The sequence below is a fragment of the Arsenophonus endosymbiont of Bemisia tabaci Q2 genome, assembly GCF_902713415.1.
In the GTDB taxonomy this organism is placed as follows: Bacteria; Pseudomonadota; Gammaproteobacteria; order Enterobacterales; family Enterobacteriaceae; genus Arsenophonus.
Genome location: NZ_CACTIE010000009.1, coordinates 1 through 20,435, shown reverse-complemented (window position 1 = coordinate 20,435; position 20,435 = coordinate 1). Strand labels below are relative to the sequence as shown.

General features: G+C 36.0%; 19 protein-coding genes and 7 pseudogenes. 11 read left to right on the top strand and 15 right to left on the bottom strand.

Annotated features, from left to right (window positions below; all coding sequences use genetic code 11):
- Window positions 1-582: 582 nt before the first annotated feature.
- Together slyA and ARSQ2_RS12135 are read left to right on the top strand one after the other, a co-directional pair.
- Window positions 583-774: pseudogene (gene slyA / locus ARSQ2_RS00805) on the top strand (transcriptional regulator SlyA); the annotation flags it as partial.
- Between the two features lie 105 nt (window positions 775-879).
- A pseudogene (locus ARSQ2_RS12135) lies at window positions 880-1,122 on the top strand (transcriptional regulator SlyA); the annotation flags it as partial.
- Between the two features lie 98 nt (window positions 1,123-1,220).
- Here ARSQ2_RS12135 and ARSQ2_RS00800 read toward each other — a convergent pair.
- Window positions 1,221-1,688 carry an outer membrane lipoprotein gene (locus ARSQ2_RS00800; protein ID WP_181994028.1) on the bottom strand — a complete coding sequence of 156 codons (468 nt, stop codon included), beginning with the start codon at window positions 1,686-1,688 and terminating at the stop codon, window positions 1,221-1,223.
- 321 nt (window positions 1,689-2,009) lie between these two features.
- Here ARSQ2_RS00800 and ARSQ2_RS00795 point away from each other — a divergent pair, with 321 nt between their 5' ends.
- Complete coding sequence (locus tag ARSQ2_RS00795) at window positions 2,010-2,375, top strand: anhydro-N-acetylmuramic acid kinase (protein ID WP_181994027.1); 366 nt, start codon at window positions 2,010-2,012, stop codon at window positions 2,373-2,375.
- Here the strand turns inward: ARSQ2_RS00795 and ARSQ2_RS12130 are convergent.
- Together ARSQ2_RS12130 and ARSQ2_RS12125 are read right to left on the bottom strand one after the other, a co-directional pair.
- A pseudogene (locus ARSQ2_RS12130) lies at window positions 2,333-2,710 on the bottom strand (IS630 family transposase); the annotation flags it as partial. The gene ARSQ2_RS00795 and the pseudogene ARSQ2_RS12130 sit on opposite strands and share 43 nt — an antisense overlap.
- A gap of 62 nt (window positions 2,711-2,772) precedes the next feature.
- Window positions 2,773-3,084: pseudogene (locus ARSQ2_RS12125) on the bottom strand (IS630 transposase-related protein); the annotation flags it as partial.
- Between ARSQ2_RS12125 and ARSQ2_RS14090 the strand changes: the two are divergent.
- The 5 genes and pseudogenes from ARSQ2_RS14090 to pdxY all read left to right on the top strand — a co-directional run bounded on the left by ARSQ2_RS14090 (window position 3,076) and on the right by pdxY (window position 7,214).
- Window positions 3,076-3,384 carry an anhydro-N-acetylmuramic acid kinase gene (locus ARSQ2_RS14090; protein WP_338078217.1) on the top strand — a complete coding sequence of 103 codons (309 nt, stop codon included), beginning with the start codon at window positions 3,076-3,078 and terminating at the stop codon, window positions 3,382-3,384. The pseudogene ARSQ2_RS12125 and the gene ARSQ2_RS14090 sit on opposite strands and share 9 nt — an antisense overlap.
- Window positions 3,375-4,106, top strand: a pseudogene (locus ARSQ2_RS00780) (anhydro-N-acetylmuramic acid kinase). Before ARSQ2_RS14090 ends, ARSQ2_RS00780 begins: the two are co-directional and overlap by 10 nt.
- A gap of 34 nt (window positions 4,107-4,140) precedes the next feature.
- Window positions 4,141-4,797, top strand: a complete 657-nt coding sequence (pdxH, locus tag ARSQ2_RS00770; protein WP_181994026.1) for a pyridoxamine 5'-phosphate oxidase — start codon at window positions 4,141-4,143, stop codon at window positions 4,795-4,797.
- A 115-nt stretch (window positions 4,798-4,912) separates the two neighbouring features.
- A complete protein-coding gene (gene tyrS / locus ARSQ2_RS00765; protein WP_181994063.1) occupies window positions 4,913-6,187 on the top strand; it encodes a tyrosine--tRNA ligase in 1,275 nt (424 codons plus the stop codon).
- Between the two features lie 163 nt (window positions 6,188-6,350).
- Window positions 6,351-7,214, top strand: coding sequence for a pyridoxal kinase PdxY (gene pdxY, locus ARSQ2_RS00760; RefSeq protein ID WP_181994025.1), 864 nt, complete (start codon window positions 6,351-6,353; stop codon window positions 7,212-7,214).
- A gap of 67 nt (window positions 7,215-7,281) precedes the next feature.
- Here the strand turns inward: pdxY and ARSQ2_RS14420 are convergent, their stop codons facing one another.
- The 5 genes and pseudogenes from ARSQ2_RS14420 to ARSQ2_RS00740 form a co-directional block, all read right to left on the bottom strand.
- On the bottom strand, window positions 7,282-7,710 hold the full coding sequence (locus ARSQ2_RS14420) for a glutathione binding-like protein (RefSeq protein ID WP_202880351.1): 429 nt from the start codon (window positions 7,708-7,710) through the stop codon (window positions 7,282-7,284).
- Between the two features lie 133 nt (window positions 7,711-7,843).
- Window positions 7,844-8,004 (bottom strand): annotated as a pseudogene (locus tag ARSQ2_RS14415) (glutathione transferase GstA); the annotation flags it as partial.
- Window positions 8,005-8,170: 166 nt separating this feature from the next.
- Window positions 8,171-8,413, bottom strand: coding sequence for a YegP family protein (locus tag ARSQ2_RS00750; protein WP_181994024.1), 243 nt, complete (start codon window positions 8,411-8,413; stop codon window positions 8,171-8,173).
- Window positions 8,362-8,793 (bottom strand): IS630 family transposase, encoded by a 432-nt coding sequence (locus tag ARSQ2_RS00745; RefSeq protein WP_238334231.1) that lies wholly within the window; start codon window positions 8,791-8,793, stop codon window positions 8,362-8,364. The genes ARSQ2_RS00750 and ARSQ2_RS00745 overlap by 52 nt, the downstream gene beginning before the upstream one ends.
- A gap of 94 nt (window positions 8,794-8,887) precedes the next feature.
- Complete coding sequence (locus ARSQ2_RS00740) at window positions 8,888-9,169, bottom strand: IS630 transposase-related protein (RefSeq protein ID WP_202880350.1); 282 nt, start codon at window positions 9,167-9,169, stop codon at window positions 8,888-8,890.
- A 495-nt stretch (window positions 9,170-9,664) separates the two neighbouring features.
- Between ARSQ2_RS00740 and ARSQ2_RS00735 the strand changes: the two genes are divergently transcribed.
- The 3 genes from ARSQ2_RS00735 (at window position 9,665) to ARSQ2_RS00720 (ending at window position 12,661) form a co-directional block, all read left to right on the top strand.
- Window positions 9,665-10,936, top strand: a complete 1,272-nt coding sequence (locus tag ARSQ2_RS00735; protein ID WP_181994023.1) for a hypothetical protein — start codon at window positions 9,665-9,667, stop codon at window positions 10,934-10,936.
- Window positions 10,937-11,950: 1,014 nt separating this feature from the next.
- Window positions 11,951-12,292, top strand: coding sequence for a hypothetical protein (locus ARSQ2_RS00725; RefSeq protein ID WP_181994021.1), 342 nt, complete (start codon window positions 11,951-11,953; stop codon window positions 12,290-12,292).
- Between the two features lie 39 nt (window positions 12,293-12,331).
- On the top strand, window positions 12,332-12,661 hold the full coding sequence (locus tag ARSQ2_RS00720) for a hypothetical protein (RefSeq protein WP_181994020.1): 330 nt from the start codon (window positions 12,332-12,334) through the stop codon (window positions 12,659-12,661).
- A 78-nt stretch (window positions 12,662-12,739) separates the two neighbouring features.
- Here ARSQ2_RS00720 and fabI read toward each other — a convergent pair whose 3' ends face one another.
- The 7 genes and pseudogenes from fabI to pspF form a co-directional block, all read right to left on the bottom strand.
- The gene (gene fabI, locus ARSQ2_RS00715; protein ID WP_181994019.1) at window positions 12,740-13,531 is read right to left on the bottom strand and encodes an enoyl-ACP reductase FabI; all 792 of its coding nucleotides are present in this window, start codon (window positions 13,529-13,531) and stop codon (window positions 12,740-12,742) included.
- A gap of 173 nt (window positions 13,532-13,704) precedes the next feature.
- Window positions 13,705-14,514 carry a putrescine export ABC transporter ATP-binding protein SapF gene (gene sapF, locus ARSQ2_RS00710; protein ID WP_181994018.1) on the bottom strand — a complete coding sequence of 270 codons (810 nt, stop codon included), beginning with the start codon at window positions 14,512-14,514 and terminating at the stop codon, window positions 13,705-13,707.
- Entirely contained in the window at window positions 14,511-15,506 is a 996-nt protein-coding gene (gene sapD / locus ARSQ2_RS00705; protein ID WP_181994017.1) for a putrescine export ABC transporter ATP-binding protein SapD, read from the bottom strand. Before sapD ends, sapF begins: the two co-directional genes overlap by 4 nt.
- On the bottom strand, window positions 15,506-16,396 hold the full coding sequence (sapC, locus tag ARSQ2_RS00700; protein ID WP_181994016.1) for a putrescine export ABC transporter permease SapC: 891 nt from the start codon (window positions 16,394-16,396) through the stop codon (window positions 15,506-15,508). The genes sapD and sapC overlap by 1 nt, the downstream gene beginning before the upstream one ends.
- Entirely contained in the window at window positions 16,383-17,348 is a 966-nt protein-coding gene (gene sapB, locus ARSQ2_RS00695) for a putrescine export ABC transporter permease SapB (protein ID WP_181994015.1), read from the bottom strand. Before sapB ends, sapC begins: the two co-directional genes overlap by 14 nt.
- Window positions 17,345-19,015 carry an ABC transporter substrate-binding protein SapA gene (sapA, locus tag ARSQ2_RS00690; protein WP_181994014.1) on the bottom strand — a complete coding sequence of 557 codons (1,671 nt, stop codon included), beginning with the start codon at window positions 19,013-19,015 and terminating at the stop codon, window positions 17,345-17,347. The genes sapB and sapA overlap by 4 nt, the downstream gene beginning before the upstream one ends.
- 247 nt (window positions 19,016-19,262) lie before the next feature.
- Window positions 19,263-20,253: pseudogene (gene pspF / locus ARSQ2_RS00685) on the bottom strand (phage shock protein operon transcriptional activator).
- Between the last annotated feature and the right edge of the window lie 182 nt (window positions 20,254-20,435).

The following is a 20,435-nucleotide window of genomic DNA, read 5'->3' as shown; positions in this document are numbered from 1 at the left end:
TTGCTTTTTTATTATTGATAATGGTCAATATATTAATTTATTACCTTGCTATAATTTTTATTTTTAAATTATTTTTTGACTTGTTAGCTTATTTTATTTGGTATTATTTATTTAAGATATAATGTTGTTTTATTAGTTTTTTCAACTTTCAGGCAATTTATTAAAAATCAATATAGACTTAGTAGCTAAGTATAGCTGAATAAATACTTTTAAGCATATTTACAATAACTTGTTTTATAATAATTTTTATTTTTATTGTCTATTTTTGAAAATTAAAAAATATTAATATAAAAACATATAGAATAGAATTTATATGAAGGCTATTGTTATAATGATATTTAACTAATAGCCTTTTTTATATAGTAAATAAGTGGGTAATGATTAGAAAACTAATTAAGTCAATTTAATATACTAATAATGAAATATAAGTTTATATATTATTATTCTAAATATAAATTTAAATCTTTACCCATTTCTATATTAATATCTTAGTGAATAGAAATGGATATATGTTTCTGGGATATTAATTGGCAATTTAATAATTATAGATGTAGATGGTATTTTATTTTTAAGGAGGAACAATTGGAATCAAAAATAGGAACTGATCTTGCGCGTTTAGTTCGAGTCTGGCGGGCATTGACTGATCATCGTCTGAAACCATTAAAGCTCACCCAAAATCATTGGGTAACCTTATATAACATTAGCCAGTTACGACCTGATCAATCACAAATTCAATTGGCTAAAGCAATAGGTATTGAAAAACCGTCGCTAGTTATAGCTGGGCGACTTTAAAATGATTACAAGTAATTACTCTATATTAGTAAATTTGTATTGGATAAAAACATATATTTTGTAATCAAAATTAAGACGCTTAGCTATAGAATACTCGATCAATTAGAAGAAAAGAAATTGATCACGCGTCACAGCTGTGTCAACGACAGATGAGCAAAAAGAATTAAATTAACAGAAAAATCGATGCCATTTATTAAACAAGTTGATGATGTGATTGAAAAAACCTGAAAAGAGATATTAGGAGCTATTACAGATGATGAATTAAATACACTTTATTCATTGATATTAAAACTCGAGAAAAATATTATTCGGTTACATAATCATTCGTAATAAATGATAGCGGAATAAAAAAAGAAAAAATGGTGTTATAATATAATGCATACGCGGCTAATTATCTAAACCTAGTCGCGTATGCTATTTAAGTTGAATTAACGAGGTGAAACAGTAATGTTATTTCCACTACCTATGATAGATACACGCTGGCCATTACGGAAGCTGTTTGGATCACCTTTTTGCAGCACAGAGATGACTCGCCCATTATCCAACCTGATTTCCAGTTGAACGCCTTTTTTTTTGTTAAGCGCCCCTTGAACATTTTGACCGGCAACACCACCGGCGATCGCACTGGCTGCCGTTGCAAGGGTTTTTCCTGTGCCGCCGCCAACCGTATTACCCAATAACCCACCCAGAACAGCACCACCCAGTGCTCCTATGATGTTTTCGTCACCACCGGCCTGAATATTAACCGGGGTTATGCGAGTAAGGGTACCATAGGTGACAGTTTGTACTTGTTTAGCTTGAGATGCGGTATAAGTGTCCCCAGAAAGACTACCTGTATTTATACAGCCAGATAACGCTGTTATTGTAAAAATACCGACGAGAACTTGCTTTAACATGATTACTCCTTTTGGAAATCTGATTTACAGTGTAATAATAATCATGCATACAAAAATATCATAATTTATTGTATATAAACGAACTGTATAATTAGAAAAATAGTAAAATTAATTTACTTTCTACAATCTAAATATAGTCTAAATATTAATAATTTTTTCTTAAAGTAATAAATTCAGTTTAATTAATTTTAATTTAAATATTTTTATACTGTTGCTTTTTTATTTTATTTCAATGAGTTAAATTTTTGAAGTGAAAAACTATGCCAATAAGTATATTGAATGACTAAAACGAAGTATAGATAAAATAATCAGAGGTCAAACATGAAAGCAGGTCGCTATATAGGAGTGATGTCAGGTACCAGTCTTGATAGGGTTGATGTTGTTTTGCCTGAGATTGATGACAAAAATGTGATTCAGCTAGGTGCGATTTCCTTTCCTTTTCCCATTGAATTAAAAAATCAAGTCTTGTCTATATGTCAATGTCAGGCGGTCACTTTAGCAACAATAGGTGAAATTGATTATCAGCTCGGCTCGTTATATGGTGAAGCGATCAATATAGTTAAGCGACTTAATTTTGATTACACCATATTGAGTGCGAACAAAATATCTGTGTCGCATCCGAGCGCTCTTTTTTTACATTTAGCTTATGCCCATTTATCTTCAATTGGATTAAGATCTGGCGAATAGGTAGGCAAATATTCCACCATATGCCCCGCATCGATGATGACTTGTTGAATATTCTGTTTCTTTTGAAAAGTTGCATTATCCATCATGATTACACTGTTTTTAGGAAGTACTGGGATAAGGACTTGGGTGACCCATGCATAGAAAACATCGCTGTTAATATTGATATCAAATAATCCGATAGCAAACAGCGTTGTGCCCAATAAAGCGCCGATAACATTTGTTCTTCCTTTAGCTCCCCAGTTCTTGAGACCAACACACCGTTGACCTTTCGGGGAATAGCCGTGAGTCCGCGGGGTATCGTGTGAAAAACCACTTTCATCAATAAAAACAATATGCTTGCCTTCTTTTTCATACTGTTTTTTTGTTGAAACGTTTGTCGAGTGTTTTCGTCGGCTTTCGGATGACGTAGAGTTTTTTTATAGGTCAATCCCATTTTTTTAAGAGCTTGCCAAATGGCCTTCTGACAAACGCCAAAACGCTCTGCACGCTCTTTTTGGTAAGCATCTGGATATTGTTCAACATCTTTTATCAACTCGGATTTATCGATTTTTCGCTGACGCGTAGTCGATGCTTTTGGGTCGATTTGATTAATCCAACGCGATACAGATGCGGAGCCAATCCGAAATTGCTTCGCTGTTTCTCGGATACTCAACCCTTTTTCTTCCATCGTAAATATCACTTTACGTCTAAAATCTATTGAATAGCTCATATAAATAATGTCATCAAAATTAAGTCGCTTAGCTATAACCTATTAAAACAGAAATTATTATCGGCCACAGATATTACCGCGATAGGGTGCCATGGGCAAACAGTTTGCCACCAACCTACTGGTCAACGGCCTTTTACTCTGCAATTAGGCGATAATAATAGAGTTATTGCGTTAAGAAACATGACCGTAGTAGGCGATTTTCGTCGTAGAGATATGGTGTATGGTGGGCAAGGTGCACCTTTAGTACTGCTTTTCATCATAATTTACTTAGTCATCCTGATCAAAATCGTATTATTTTAAATATAGGTGGCATCGCTAATCTCACTACTTTATTTGGGAATTCAATAATTAAAGGCTATGATACCGGACCTGGAAATATGCTGTTGGATATCTGGGCCAATCAACATTTAAATAAACTTTATGATAATAACGGTGATTGGCTGCGCTCAGGGCGGGTTAATAAGTCGCTGCTGACTGAAATGCTAGCGGATCCCTATTTCAAGCGGCCAGCGCCCAAAAGTACGGGTAGAGAATATTTCAATTCTGCTTGGTTACAAAAATATCTGACATCGTACTTAAATTTATCAACCTAGGATGTACAGGCCACTTTGGCAGAATTAACCATCCGTTTAATCGTTGATCAGGTTTTGCTTCATGACAAAGCGGATTGTTTGTTGGTTTGTGGTGGAGGAGCTAAAAATAGCTATCTTATGGCAAGGTTAAGCGAATTGTTAACCAATATTGTGGTGGCGCATCAACAGATATAGCTAAGCGTCTTAATTTTGATTACAAAAATATATGTTTTTCTCCAATATAAATTTACTGATATAGAGTAATTACTTGTAATCATTTTAAAGTCGCCTAGCTATAAATATGGTTTGAGTGGAAATAATGTCGAAGCTTTGGCTTTTTCTTGGCTAGCGGCTCTTACCTTATCGGGTTTGCCTGGCAATTTACCCTCTGTTACTGGCGCTAATCACAAAACAGTATTAGGCGCAATTTATCCGGCCAATAGTGAATAACATGATATCTATCGTAACAAGACAGAGGAAAAAAATGGTAGAAAAAATTCACTTGGATATTCCTAGTTTAAGACGGGAATATACCCAAGGTGCTTTAAGACGTAAGGATTTAACCGACGACCAGCCATTAGTATTGTTTGACCGTTGGTTAAAGCAGGCTTATGAAGCAAAATTAGCCAATCCAACAACCATGTCTGTTGCAACCGTAGACAGCGATAGACAACCATACCAACGCATTGTATTACTTAAACATTATGATAAAAATGGACTGATATTTTATACCAATTTATCTAGTCGTAAGGCACAACATATCGCTCATAACAATAAAGTCAGTTTGCTATTTCCCTGGTATCAGTTAGAGCGTCAGGTTTGCTTCTTAGGTGAAGCAGAAAAACTCACTCTACTTGAGGTAATAAAATATTTTCATAGTCGACCAAAAGATAGTCAAATAGCGGCAAGGGCTTCACAACAATCAGCAAAAATTTTTGCTAGAAGTCTATTGGAAAATAAATTTTTTAAATTAAAACAAAAATTTAAAAATGGTGAAATTCGCTTACTTAGTTTTTGGGGCGGCTATTGCGTCAGATTTAACAGTGTTGAATTTTGGCAAGGTGGCACTAAACGGCTACATGATCGATTTTTGTATCAATGGCAACATGATCATTGGCAAATGGATCGCTTGGCGCCATAAATGGAAAAAATGATTTTTAACTGGCACTTATATGACTCGCGTTTCATTCTATTGCGCTTATTTATATTATATTTATCCACAAAATCGACGAAATAAAAAATTGATGGAGTTATTGATGGTTAGCAAGAACCTAATTGAACGATTGCAAGAGCGGGGTTTAATAGCTCAGCTGACGGATGAAAAGGCATTAATAGAGAAACTATCCCAGGGATCAGTAGCGCTCTATTGTGGATTTGATCCAACCGCTGATAGCTTGCACTTAGGGCATTTGGTTCCTTTACTATGTTTAAAGCGTTTCCAGCAAATGGGACATCAACCAGTATCTTTAGTGGGTGGGGCGACAGGTTTAATTGGCGATCCAAGTTTTAAAGCCACTGAACGTAAATTAAATACCAATGAAACAGTGCAGCAATGGGTAGAAAAAATTCGTCAACAGGTTTCGCCATTTCTTGATTTTGATTGTGGTAAAAATAGTGCCAAGGTAGTTAATAACTATGATTGGTTTTGTCAAATGGATGTCTTGACTTTCTTGCGCGATATCGGTAAACATTTTTCTGTTAATCAAATGATCAATAAAGAAGCTGTTAAACAACGACTTGAGCGCGATGATGCCGGCATCTCTTTTACTGAGTTCTCCTATAATTTGCTTCAGTCTTATGATTTTGCCAACCTTTGTCACCAACATAATGTTGAATTACAGATAGGCGGCTCTGATCAATGGGGCAATATTACTTCAGGCATTGATCTCACTCGACGTTTACATCAAAAACAGGTTTTTGGTTTGACGGTGCCGTTAATTACTAAATCTGATGGAACTAAATTTGCCAAGACCGAAGCGGGGACGGTTTGGTTAGATCCGCAAAAAACCAGCCCATATAAGTTTTATCAATTTTGGGTTAATACTGCTGATGCGGATGTGTACCGTTTTCTTAAGTTTTTTACCTTTATGCCAATTGAAGAAATTGACGCCTTGCAAAGTGAGGATCAAAACAGTGGTAAAGCCCCACGAGCACAGTATGTATTAGCGGAGCAAGTTACCCAGTTAGCACATGGCGATGAGGGCTTACAGGCTGCCAAGCGGATCACCGAAAGCTTATTTTCCGATAGGATTACTGCATTAACTGCAGCTGATTTTGCTCAGTTGGCGCAAGATGGCATGCCTATGATCAAATTAAATTCAGGGGCAGATTTACAGCAGGCATTAGTCGAGGCGAAATTGGTCCCGTCACGTGGTCAGGCAAGAACGATGATAAGCTCAAATGCGGTCGCAATTAATGGTAAGAAATGTATTGATGCTGAATATGTTTTTACTGCGGAAGATTGTCTATTTGGCCGTTATTCTTTGATCAGGCGTGGTAAAAAACATTACTGCTTAGTTAATTGGCAATAATGGGGCATAGTAGGGTAAATTTAATCACTATAAGTTTTGTCTAACATAGCGATTAACTTATTGGTATTTATTAGATTAATTACTAATGTGCTAATTGCTTGTTTAGAAAGTAACGACTTTGTTTTGTAACAGCGAATATTATTAAAAATAAAATGAGTTATATATGAAAAGTGTTCTATCAATTCAGTCGCATGTTGTTTTTGGCCATGCGGGTAATAGTGCCACGGTTTTTCCCATGCAACGGATGGGAATTGATGTCTGGCCCCTGAATACGGTGCAATTTTCTAATCATACACAATATCCACAATGGACAGGTAGTGTTATGCCGCTTGAACATTTAACAGATATTGTTAACGGAATTGCTAAGATCCACCAATTAGAACATTGTGATGCGGTTCTGACGGGTTATATTGGTTCTGCCGAACAAGGTAAAGCGATTGTTGATATTGTTAAACAGATAAAAATAAGTAATCCTGCTGCTTGCTATTTCTGTGATCCGGTAATGGGACATGCTGAAAAAGGCTGTATTGTTGCCCCGGGTGTGGCTGAGTTTTTATGTCATGAAGCTTTACCTATCTGCGACATAATGGCGCCTAACCTATTAGAGCTAGAAACATTAGTTGGAAAATCAATTACTAATGTTGAACAAGCGCAATTAGCAGCGAGAGAATTGTGTCAACAAGGCCCCCAAACGGTTTTAGTAAAACATCTCAGTCGTGCCGGTTATCATGCCGACTGTTTTGAAATGCTATTAGTGACCAAAGCGCATTGCTGGCATATCAGTCGGCCACTTATTGATTTTGGTAAACAGCAGCCGGTTGGGGTTGGCGATCTCACCAGCGGCTTAATGTTGGTCAATTTATTAAACGGTAAATTGTTATCTAGTGCATTAGAGCATGTAGCGGCAGCGGTTTATGAAATGGTGTTAAAGACGAAATCAATGGATAAATATGAATTACAACTGGTTGCTGCGCAAGATAAAATGGTAAATCCAGCTTATCACTTTAAAGCGGTACAGCTTGATTAATCATTTTATCGCAGGACATTGCTCTTCAAGCTAAATCAAAACTGAAGAGCAACAAACAAGGCTAAAATCAGATTAAACCTTCTGTAGTTAATGCTTCCTGTACACTTTTAGGTTGGCTAATTTTTTCTTCAACATACTGTGTTAGATGTTGATATTGGCTGAGGTCAATATTAACTAACGTAGCCCAATGATAAATAGTAAATAAATAAGCATCAGCGATAGTAAAATGTTCATCGCTGATAAATTTACGCTTAACCAACAAATTTTCCATATAGCTAAATTTAGTGATCAAGCATTTTATCACAATCTTACGGTATTTATCCGGTCTTAAAGGTGAAAATAGCGGACTAAAACCTTTATGTAATTCTGTTGCAATGTAATTAACCAATTCGAGCTGATGATAACGTTGCAAGCTGGCCATTGGCGCGATTAATTTATCATTTGAGTCAGCGGCTTGATCGGCAATATATTGCAAAATAACTGCATTTTCAGTCAAAATATCATGGTTATCTATAGCTAAGCGTCTTAATTTTGATTACAAAAATATATGTTTTTCTCCAATATAAATTTACTGATATAGAGTAATTACTTGTAATCATTTTAAAGTCGCCTAGCTATAACTGTAATACCGGTACCTGGCCTTTAGGATTAATTGTATACAAATCAACGTCTTTTTTGGTACATTTTTTCTTTAGATCAACCCGTTCAATACTAAAATCTAAGCCGGTTTCACTTATAATACAATATGTGGGGCAAGTGAACAAGCGCCGGCAGAATAGTAGAATTTCATGGTGACCTTCCTTTGGATTCGATCCGGTTTATTGCGGTTAAAGTAACAGCATAGCAGCTACCAAAGATTTTATGGATTTATTTTTAGTCAGGCTAGAGATAGCAAGAGAAAACAGGCAAAAGGAAAAGCTGCCAGTAGCTACAGCTTTTAGAAAAATAATGCATGCTTAGCTTTCGCTGGTAAGATCCTTAACTTGTTTGGTTGGACCATTTTTTTGCACTGAAGCGATCCCTTTTTGTACTGCGGCTTTGGTTTTATACATCTCACTAGTGGCAATAACTTTATGATTAGCGCCTTTTAAGACAAAGTAGTATGGTTGCTCAGTATAGCTAAGCGACTTAATTTTGATACACCATATTAAGCGCGAAAAAAATATCTGTGTCGCATCCGAGCGTTCTTTTTTTTGCATTTAGCTTGTGCCCATTTATGTTCAATTGGATTAAGATCTGGCGAATAGGTAGGCAAATATTTCACCATATGCCCCGCATCGATGATGACTTGTTGAATACTTTGTTTCTTGTGAAAAGTTGCATTATCCATCATGATTACACTGTTTTTAGAAAGTACTGGGATAAGGACTTGGGTGACCCATGCATAGAAAACATCGCTGTTAATATTGATATCAAATAATCCGATAGCAAACAGCGTTTTGCCCAATAAAGCGCCGATAACATTTGTTCTTCCTTTAGCTCCCCAGTTCTTGAGACCAACACACCGTTGACCTTTCGGGGAATAGCCGTGAGTCCGCGGGGTATCGTGTGAAAAACCACTTTCATCAATAAAAACAATATGCTTTCCTTCTTTTTCATACTGTTGTTTTTTTGTTGAAACGTTTGTCGAGTGTTTTCGTCGGCTTTCGGATGACGTAGAGTTTTTTTATAGGTCAATCCCATTTTTTAAGAGCTTGCCAAATGGCCTTCTGACAAACGCCAAAACGCTCTGCACGCTCTTTTTGGTAAGCATCTGGATATTGTTCAACATCTTTTATCAACTCGGATTTATCGATTTTTCGATGACGCGTAGTCGATGCTTTTGGCTCTATTTGATTAATCCAACGCGATACAGATGCAGAGCGAATCCAAAATCGCTTCGCTGTTTCTCGGATACTCAACCCTTCTTTGATCGTAAATATCACTTTACGTCTAAAATCAATTGAATAGCTCATATAAATAATGTCATCAAAATTAAGTCGCTTAGCTATACTTTTAATACTTTTTTTGATTTCATAGTAACTCATGCGTGCTCCTATTGAAAAGAATACTAATAACTTATTGAATATGGATGACATTTTTATAACCTTAACACCCTAGAGTATATTGATTTAACCATCTCTAAACATGGAAGTAATTTGAAAATTTGTCAAATTTATAGGCAGTTAGATTAAATTAATGTCATCTATTATTTAAATGAAAACTATATATATTCTTTTATATAATACAAAAATATTTATTATATTATTTAATGGCTGATTAAATATAACTGATTCTTATATAAACATGGTTTACATTATTAATATTTGAACGTAATTTTATATTTATTTTCACTGGCAAATTTTATAATGGTTATTGGGAATTATCAAAATAATAAGGGAACAAAATGGTTTTTTATAAAAAATATTGCACCAGTTCAGTTAATTAAATTTACAGCACTAAATTCCAATATGGATGTCATGGCTATTAATCCAGAACACGTTTGCATAAAAATTTTGGATATTAAAAATAGTCATCAAAATATTACAAATAATGTAAAATCTAATCATTTTGCATTAACGAGCGAACAAAACACGGTTTCAATTAAGCCTAATGTTTCTGGTTTTCTTCACAGCTATTTAGCTGATGTTTATATTACTATAAAGAATGCAAACAATCCATTAGAGCAAAATAATTTAGCTAATTTAACAGCCGCTAATAACCAACTTCATTATGCTGATAATGACATAGTAAAGTTTACCAATCAAAATGACGGTGTAAAAGTGGAGCCTACTTATGCAGCTCGTTATGAGAGTGTTGAAAAACAACAATATGCTAGTAATGACGTTTACTATGATGCAGAAGGATATTCTATTGTAGGACAAGAGAAACATATCTATGAAAAAATCAGCGATTATGCTTTAGAAGAAGGAGAACAAATTGATAACAAAATTTACTATGATGCGTTTAGAAAAAATGAAGAGCATATTTATGAAACAATTTCTGATTATGTTTTAGAAAAAAGAGAAAAAATGGAAAACGAAACTTACTATGATGGGTTTGGAAAAATTAAGTCGCTTAGCTATAAATGCCAAAAAAAGAGCGCTCGGATGCGACACAGATATTTTTTTCGCACTCAATATGGTGTAATCAAAATTAAGTCGCTTAGCTATATTTATGAAACAATTTCTGATTATGTTAGTGATAAAACATCGAGCTATTTAAATAGCAATAAAGAGACGAATGTAGAAAATGGTCTGACTAGCTTGGAAAAATCTGTTGCAATTAACATGGTACGAAATGAAATAACGCGATTCGCAGAACAAACATTCGCTCTAGCTAAATCTTTTATTTCGCGTCTTCCCAGCTCTATATGGAATGCTGTGTCTGGTTCAAAAAATGAATCAAAGATAGTACCGCCAGCTGAGTTAGTCGCTTGTGCTATGCGTGAAAATATAACAGAAATTTGTGATAGATTTAATGAATGTATAGAGAAGAAAATAATCTCAGGTGCATTCAGGCAACAACCAGGCTCAGAGTATAGCCTGACTGATAATAAAAAATTGGTACATACATTTAATAAATATAGCCGTCAGCACGATCACATTGAATTATCATTTTTGATAAAGGCCTATATTGGGAGTAATTTTCCTAAAATTGAATTATCAGAATTAACTAATATAGGCTTTTCAACTAATAAATTTAATCAGTTGTTAGATAAAAATTGGCAGACTTCATGTTGAAATATCCTGCAAAACAACATTTGCCAACTGTCTTGACGACAATAGCAAACACATTGCGTTTAGCTACTGGTGAAAATAAGATTGATGGATTAACAACATAAAGTATTGTTATTTCAATGCTACCCTCGTTTGTCGATATTATGTATATCGTAACACATAAAGAGGAAGCTAATCAGATTAACGATTTAATTCCAAATTATCTTATTGAAAATTATCAATAAGTAAATTAAAAAATCCCGTCTTATAAATAATGTTTTAATAACAGAGTAATTAGTTTTAAAAAGTTTATTTATTGACGGGTTTATAATATTTAGCCAGTAATAATTTCGATATTTTTCATATTAATACTTAAACTTTATCAAACGCAATACTCTTTATTTAATTTAACCAGATATCAACAATTATACAAATTTCACCTTTATTATATAACAAACAATATCATTACAATTTTTAATGTTTTTTATTTTCGTATTGGTTATTAGCATAATTAAATAAATTTATTTTATAAATAGTTATTTATCTACAGATAATATATTTACTGTTTATAAAAAGTCAGATATTTATTTTGTAAATAGTAAATAATATAAAAGCTAAATTTGGTATTGGTGTTATTTAATTATATTTACACTTGTTTGGGAAAATATATAAAATGAATAATGAAGTTAACATGCGTTTAGATAGTTTTTCCAACACCAATAATACTGAAGCATCGACCACTTCACTGTTATCAAGCATTCAAAAAAGCTTTAATAATTTTAAAGATTTAACAATTAGTTTGGTGAACAGTTTGATTGGCGTAAAAAATAGTTCCAGCGAATTTGACTGGAAATCACATGATTCATTCAGTTATTCATCTCAACCGTAAAAATTTCCCGTTGAATTGCGTAGAGTGAGTTCAATATCATCAGAAGGAATGACGTTAACTGGCAAAAATCGCCTGAGTCAGCGCAATCAACTACAGTAAAATCAGAAAGTGCTATTTTAAATGAAAAACCATAGAAAGCTGGCTTTAATATGTTGTACGATGGTTTACTCAAATTGAGTAATTCCAGTTTTTGGCAGAGAAAAATGTCCTCAGCCAGCGATAATGTAGAGCAGAACAAAATAAAAGCAGGTCAAGTTGCTAAAGAGCGTATAGCAGTAGAACAAGCAATGCATGCTAATATCGCAGGAATTTGTGACAAGTTAAATCAATTTATAAAGGACAAAAATGTTGAGGGTATTTTTAGAGGAGAGCCGAATAAAGCAATATACAATAAAGATGATAATAGCAAATTGATTAAGGCATTTCGCAACGAAGCACTTCAATCTGAACCTTATTTCTTTATCATGGATGCTAAAAACCTTTTTAGGTGAATTTTCCCCAACGTCGATAGGAATGAATTAAAAAATATTTTGTCAATCGATAACAGTAATCCAGAAGCATTGCAACAATTAGACAAGGTCTTGGCGCAAGAGGACTTTGATAGTTTAATCAAGGAAAAAATTAATGCTAGCGGCTCAGAACAAAAACAAAATAATCTGCAAGCTTGTTTTGCTTCAATGGCAGAGGCGTTGCGTTTGGTTGACAGTAATCAGGGTATTCAAGGCTTAACAAAATCGAGTATTGTGACATTAATGTTACCTAGGATTATCGATATAACGCCTGAAAATTTTATTAGTTATAACGATCAAAGAGGGATAATTATCGATTTGATGGCAAATTATCTTATTCAGTATCATTAATTTGTCTTGCTTATACAGTAAGCCCGCCGTTAAATTGTGTCATTATCAATCAATAGATTTTGGGGGCTGATTATTGTACTAAGCTTTTAACTCTAGTTCGTTCATAGCAGCAATACTGAAACCACCGTCAACGTGTAAAATTTCACCTGTCATGCCGCCTGATAAATTAGAACAAAGGAAAGCAGCACAATTTCCAACATCTTCCGTTGTTACCGTACGGCCAATGGGGGTTACTGATTCACAATGTGATAGCATTTTACGAAAATCTTTTATGCCCGATGCTGCTAATGTGCGGATTGGACCGGCTGAAATGGCATTAACGCGAATAGCTTCAGGCCCCATTGCGTTAGCCATATAACGAACATTTGCTTCAAGAGAAGCTTTTGCTAATCCCATAATATTATAGTGAGGGATCGCACGCTCAGCCCCCAAATAACTTAGGGTAACCAGGGCAGAGTGAGGATTTAACATACTTCGACAAGCTTTTGCTAACGCAACAAAGCTATAGGAACTAATATCGTGGGCAATCCGGAAGCCCTCGCGTGTCACTGTATCGACATAATCACCATCAAGTTGATCGGCTGGTGCATAGGCAATTGAATGGACAAAACCATCAAATTTTGGCCATACTTTCGCCAGCTCGGCAAATAAGGTAGTGATACTTTCATCGGAAGCGACATCGCATGGCAAAACAATACTAGAGCCAAAGCTGTTTGCTATCTCTTCTACGCGAGATTTCAGTTTATCACCTTGATAACTGAAAGTCAGTTCAGCCCCTTGTTGGTGCATTGCTTGTGCAATACCGTGAGCAATAGATAGTTTACTAGCTAAACCAGTGATCAGAATGCGCTTGCCGCTCATAAAGCCCATAAGCCGTATCCTTGTAAATTTTTAAATAATAACAATAATATACACGGCATAAATTATCTATTGTAGATGGTATTTATGCATTATTTTTTTGATAAACGGCAGAGAGTTTATCATGACAGAAGAAAATATGTTGTATTATCTCGCTGATCCGAACAGTTTTTGCTGCCTTTATATTAGCTAACATCTTGCCGCCAGGCATCGGCAGATAAAAGTTCACCAAAATGGCTGGCAATTAAGCGTCGGGTGACTTCATGTAAAGGTGAAGCAAGTACTTCGGGGGTATTACCTCTTTCGACGACAACACCATTATCTATTACCAACACTTTATCGCTGATATGCTTTATCATACCTAGATGTTGAGTAACATAAATATAGGAAATACCTTGTTTTTCTTGTAATTCAAGCATTAAATTGATGATTTGGGAACGCATAGTCATATCTAATGACGCCAGTGCTTCATCGGCAATAATAATCTCTGGTTCCAGGATCAACGCTCTTGCCAGCGCTACTCGCTGTTTTTGACCCGCTGCTAACATATGCGGATAATAGCCAGCGTGATCCGGTAATAGCCCAACTTGACGAAGAGTCTGTTCTATACGTTCTTCCCGTTCATGAAAGGAAAGTGAAGTATTTAGAATTAAAGGGATCTCAAGAATTTGCCCAATACGCTGCCTGGGGGTTAACGAAGTACTTGGATCCTGAAATATCATGCGTATGCGTTGACTGCGATAACTATAATCGCCAAAGTTAAGTTGATGACCATTAATAAAGATTTCACCACCACTAGGTTCAATAACACCCGATAACATGCGGGCCAGGGTTGATTTACCTGAACCGTTAGCACCAATAATAGCCAAGGTTTCACCAGCTCTTAAGGTAAAACTTAACGGTTTTACTGCTTCTAATAGTTGAGTTTGAAATAACCCGGTGCGATAACGAAAGGTTTTAGTCAGATTTTTGATTGCCAGTAACGGTGTTTTCATGATGTTTCCTCCATATTAAGAGGAAAATGACATGCAAAGGCCCGATTTTTTATGCTGCGTAGCGGCGGTGTGATAATGCACGTTTTTTGTGCATATGGACAACGAGGGCCAAGACGGCAACCGATTGGTAGGTGCTCTAAAGAAGGGATCGCCCCAGGTAGGGTATTTAGTCGACTTTTATGCGGAAGCGGGCTGCCAAAATTCGGTACAGCACGGATTAATGCTTGTGTATAAGGATGATGGGGGCGGACCAGTAACTCTTCAGGGGTTGCACTTTCAACGGTTTGGCCACAATAGAGTACGCTAATCCGATCAACGAGTTTGCTCATCATTTGCATATCATGACTAATTAGTAAAATTGTCATGTTATTGTTTTGGTTTAATTTATCAAGCAGGCGAAATATTTGTGCTTGAGTTGTCGATTCCATTGCATTGGTGGGTTCATCGGCAATCAATAATCGTGGTTGATTTGCTAACGCAATGGCTATCATCACTTTCTGACATTCACCTTCAGTAAGTTCATAAGGATAGCTGTACATAATATCATCGTGATCTTTAATTCCGACGCGATGGAGTAATTCAATTGCGCGTCGCCTACGCCAACTAAATCGGTGCCACCAACGATCTTTAAAAGTCCATTGTGGTATTGATTGGATAAGTTGTTTACCAATATTTTCAGCTGGATCTAAGCAAGACTGGGGTTCTTGAAAAATCATCGAAATATTATGGCCCATCACGCTACGTCGTTGGCGTGCGGTGAGCTTTAACAGATCAATATCAAGAAAATAAAAACGATCGGCAGTCATTTTTAAGTTATCTTTAGTAACGCCACAAATAGCCTTAGCAATCAAACTTTTACCTGAACCAGACTCGCCAGCTAAGCCACGAATTTCGCCTTCATTGAGCTGTAAAGAAACATTATCGACCGCTTTCACTGGTCCTTTGGCGGTCATAAATTCAATAGTGAGGTTACGGATATTTAATAATGGCATTATTCGACCTCAGCATTAATGGCGCGATGTAAGCCATCACCAAGTAAGTTAACAAATAAAACGCTGATCATAATGGCTGCACCAGGAAGAAAAAGTGTCCATGGTGCTACATAAATCAATTCTAAACTATCACCGAGCATAGTGCCCCATTCAGCAGTCGGTAATCTGGCGCCTAAATCAAGAAAGCCTAACGCAGCCATATCCAGAATGGCCATAGAGAGAGTGCGAGTAATTTCTGTTACCAAGATAGGTGTGATATTGGGTAATACGGTATACCAAAGGATATAAAAGTTTGAAGCACCGTCAAGTCGAGCGGCAAGAACATATTCGGTATCTAATTCATCGCGAACAGCGCTGTAAATTGTTCTAACAATTCTTGGTAATAAGGCTAACCAAATTGCTATCATAGCCTTTTCAAGGCTTGAACCGGCAAAAGCGACAATAATAATCGCCAGGAGTAGCGAGGGAATTGATAACAGCGTATCTAACACATGATTTAAAATAGCTGATTTTAACCCATGGGTAATGCCGGCTAAACAACCTAATATTAATCCGACCAGCATTGTGCTAATGGTGATCACAAGTGCAGAGCCAAAGGTAGATCCTGTACCTATAAGTAATCGACTTAAAATATCACGACCAAGATCATCAGTACCCAAAAAAAATGCCACATTACCATAATGCGAACAGGATGGAGGTAGTAGCTGGTAGCCAAAAAATTGTTGGTTAATGGTATAGGGGGCTAAGTAGCTGCCAAATAAAGTCAAAACCAGGAGAAAAACAATACCATAAAATCCAGTCATTGCTAGAATATCATTAGAGAAAAATCGCCAGACAACCCGGATAGGGGATGGCATCTTTTGTTCACGATAAAAATTATCTGAAGACATACCCATCCTTATATTTAGAAGGGTTCATCATAGCGCCTAAAATATCTGATATGACATTAACGAAAATAACTAAAGTACCAATAATCATTACGCCGGCAGAAATTGCTGAGTAATCATTTTGTCGAATGGCTGTGACTAACCAACGCGCTAAGCCTGGCCAATTAAATACAAGTTCAGTGATCATCTCTAGTGTTATCATAGTAGAAAACTGCAGACCAAGTTTTGGAATAATAGGAGGCAGCGCATTGTGTAAGACATGACGTTTGATAATGGTAATGCGAGAGAGTCCTCTGGTTGCTGCTGCTTTAATATAATTTTCACCCATAACAGCTTCAGTACTATTTTTCATTAAACGTATCATTTCAGAAATTGGCGCAATAGCTAATGTAATAACGGGTAAGATCAAATGCTCTAATAGATTAATAAACATTTGGCTACGATAGATTGAATTCGATAACCACACATCGATCAGGGCAAAACCGGTCACAGGTTCAAGATCGTACAGTAAATTAATTCGGCCAGAGACCGGTAACCAGCCTAATTTCAATGAAAAAAGCAGGATAAATAATAAAGCCAACACAAAAATTGGCATAGAAAAACCGAGTAGGGTAAAAATTTTAATAATGTAATCAATTGGTTTATTGCGCCAGACACCCGCAATAATGCCGGTAGGGATGCCGATTATTAAAGCTAAAATAAACGCTAAAAAGCACAACTCCATAGTGGCAGGAAAAGTGGCATTCAGCTGACTGCTAATCGGTTGACCATTAATACTAGAAAAACCAAAATTCCAATGTAATAAGCCGGTTAAATAAAAAATATAGGCATCCCATAATGATAGTCCACTTAATGGAGCATCAGCAGTCAAATAGTTCAAACTAAAACTAACCAGCGTTAGTAAAAATAAAGTAATAATTAAAAGTAATAACCGCCTTAATACGTAAATAATCACCACGCTGCTCCTTCTTCGTCATTAAAATAGGAGTCAGCCGGTAGTGGGTTTTTAATCGACCCATCACGATAAACCCCGGCAAAAGAGGAGTTACCAAAGGCGCTAATAACTAGCCCTTTGATATCATACCGATAAGCCTGTAAATGTAATGAATAAGCTAGCGGTAATACGGGTAATTCTTTTGCTAGTAATGATTGCGCTTGGTGGTAATAATTAATGCGAGATGAAATACTTTGGCTTACTAGCGCCTTACATAAAAGTTCATCAAAGTAAGGATTACACCATTTACTCAAATTAGCATGTGATTCCTTAGCAGCGCAACTAAGTAGAGGGCGGAAAAAACTATCAGGATCATTACTATCCGTCGACCAACCGTCAAGAATCATGTCATAGTTACGATCACTCAGCTTATTTTCTAATAAATTGCCTTCTACCGGATGAATATTCATCTTAATGCCTACTTTTGCTAAGTCTGCCTGGATAAGCTCGGCAGTTTTTAACGGGCTCGGATTATAGGATTGAGAAATAACGGGAACCCAAATATCTAATTTCATACCCGACAAACCGAGCTCTTCTAGCATTTTTTTGGCTTTTTCAGGATTATAATCTGTCACGTTAATTTGATTATCATAAGCCCATGAAGCTCTAGGTAGAAAAGAAGTTGCTGTTTCAGCGGTGCCATAATAGATAGATTGCATTAATCTTTCATTATTAATTGAATATGCTATGGCTTGTCTAACCTTTAATTGATCAAGCGGTGGTTTGCTAGTGTTAAAAATCAGATAGGCGATATTCATGCCGGCTCGGATCGATAGCCGCAAACGGGCATCTTCAGGTAGCACCTTTAATTGGCTAGTAGCTGGATAGGCTAATACATCGCATTCGCCGGTTAATAATTTAGATATGCGTCCTGTACCGCCCGCACCCAGATCAATCACCACTTGCTGCATTAAAGGTTTGCTTTTCCAGTAGTTATCATGCCGATTTAGCTTGATAAATTGACCGGTTTGATAGCCTACCAACATAAAAGGACCAGTGCCAACAGGTTGCCAATCAATAAATTCTTTATGATTAATTTTATTGAGATATTGCGCATATTCTTGTGAAAGTATTGGTGCATAGCGAGTTGCAAGATGCCAGAGAAATGATGCATCGGGGGTATATAATTTAAATTCAACAGTATAATTATCAATTTTACGAATACTACGGATATTGTTAGCTAATTGCAGGCTATCGAAATAAGGATAATTGCCTCCCCCAACATAGTGATAAGGATGATTTTTATCAAACATACGGGAAAAACTGAACACAACGTCATCGGCATTGAGCGTTCGTGTCGGTGTAAACCAATCGGTTGTTTGAAATGGAATATTACGTTTTAAATAAAATCGATAAGTTGCTCCTTTATCAAATGATTTCCAGTGCGAGACAAGTTCGGAATTTAATTTGTAAGTAAATGGATTAACTTCTAATAATCGATCATAAAGTTGAGCGGCTAGTGGATCAATAATCAGCCAGGTGCTGGAAATTTGCGGATTAAATGTAGTGACAATGCCATTAACACAATATATAAAACTGTTTTGACGAATTTGTGGTGGAAGGGTATCTGCTAATGCATTTATTGTCCCTACATTTATTAAAATAATCCATAAAATTAGGTACCGCATATAAAAACCTATTATAAGTGCGAATGGTTTTATTGTAGCTTAACTCCTGTTATGCAACAAAATAGAGTTAATAAAATTATCAGTAATTTGTTGATAAAAATTGTCAACGAACTGCTTTGCTAACGTTATTGATAAATTGATAATTATAGTAACTTTAATTTATTGCTGACACCATATTGCTTAGATTTTTCCCAGTGGTTTAATTTTCTTGCCAGCATCGGATGGCCACTTTCTCGATTACTAATTCTTATTTGTTATTGTGATTCTCTGGCAAGTTATCTTTTTTCAGTAGTCCCCTCACAATTGGTGATAAGTTAATTTTAATTGTGAAGCGGCCAAGCGCTGATTAAACTGGCTTATTTGTAATGTCTGTTCGAGCAAATTTTTTCTGCCACTTGCTGCCATTGTTTCAAATCAATGGGAAGTTGAGGTAGCTCATCGTTTGTTACCACCGACATCATTGGCTCATTAGCAAAGGGATTGAAGACAATCAAATCTAATGGTTCAGATCTATCGCCATGACGATAGACGGAACGCTCAATAACATTCTTTAATTCACGTACATTACCCGGCCAGGGATAAGCTGACAGGTTTTTTTGTGCTTTAACAGTAAATCCAGGGAAAAAAGAGAGGTTGAGCTCACGGCATATATTAATTGCGAAATGTTCAGCCAGTAACATAATATCGGCTAATCGCTCACGTAAGGGCGGAATGTGGATGACATCAAAGGCTAGACGGTCAAGTAGATCGGCACGAAACAAGCCTTTGTTAGCTAATTGGAGTAGATTAGCGTTGGTTGCGCAAATAAGCCTAACATCGACTTTAAGGCTTTGACTACCACCGACAAGCTCTAGTTGGCCATATTCGATCACCTGTAATAATTTTTCTTGTACAATCATGGGGGCAGTTGCCAACTCATCAAGGAAAAGTGTGCCTCGATCTGCCCGTTCAAATCGGTTTAAATGTCTTTTTTGTGCTCCAGTAAATGCGCCTGCTTCATGATCAAATAATTCGGAATCTAATAAATTTTCATTCAGTGCACTGCAATTAAGGGAAACAAATGATTCTTGCCAACGTGGTGAAAGGTAATGAAGACGGCTAGCAATCAGCTCCTTGCCTGTTCCTCGCTCACCTGTAACTAAAACCGGTTTACTCAGTTTGGCAAGTGCAGAAGTTTGCTCCAGTATTTCTAAGAAATTATCTGCAGTGCCAAGAATATTATCTGTAGAGAGTTGCATGGTCATTTTAGCCATTTATTGGTCATTTTAATTCATCAGCAAATTATAACGAAAATTGGAATAAAAGATAACAAAATAAAATTTTAATTATTTCATATGGTTATTTTTTGTAAAATTTGTGTGAATATTGTTTATCAATTAATATTATAGCTAAGCGACTTAATTTTGATTACACCATATTG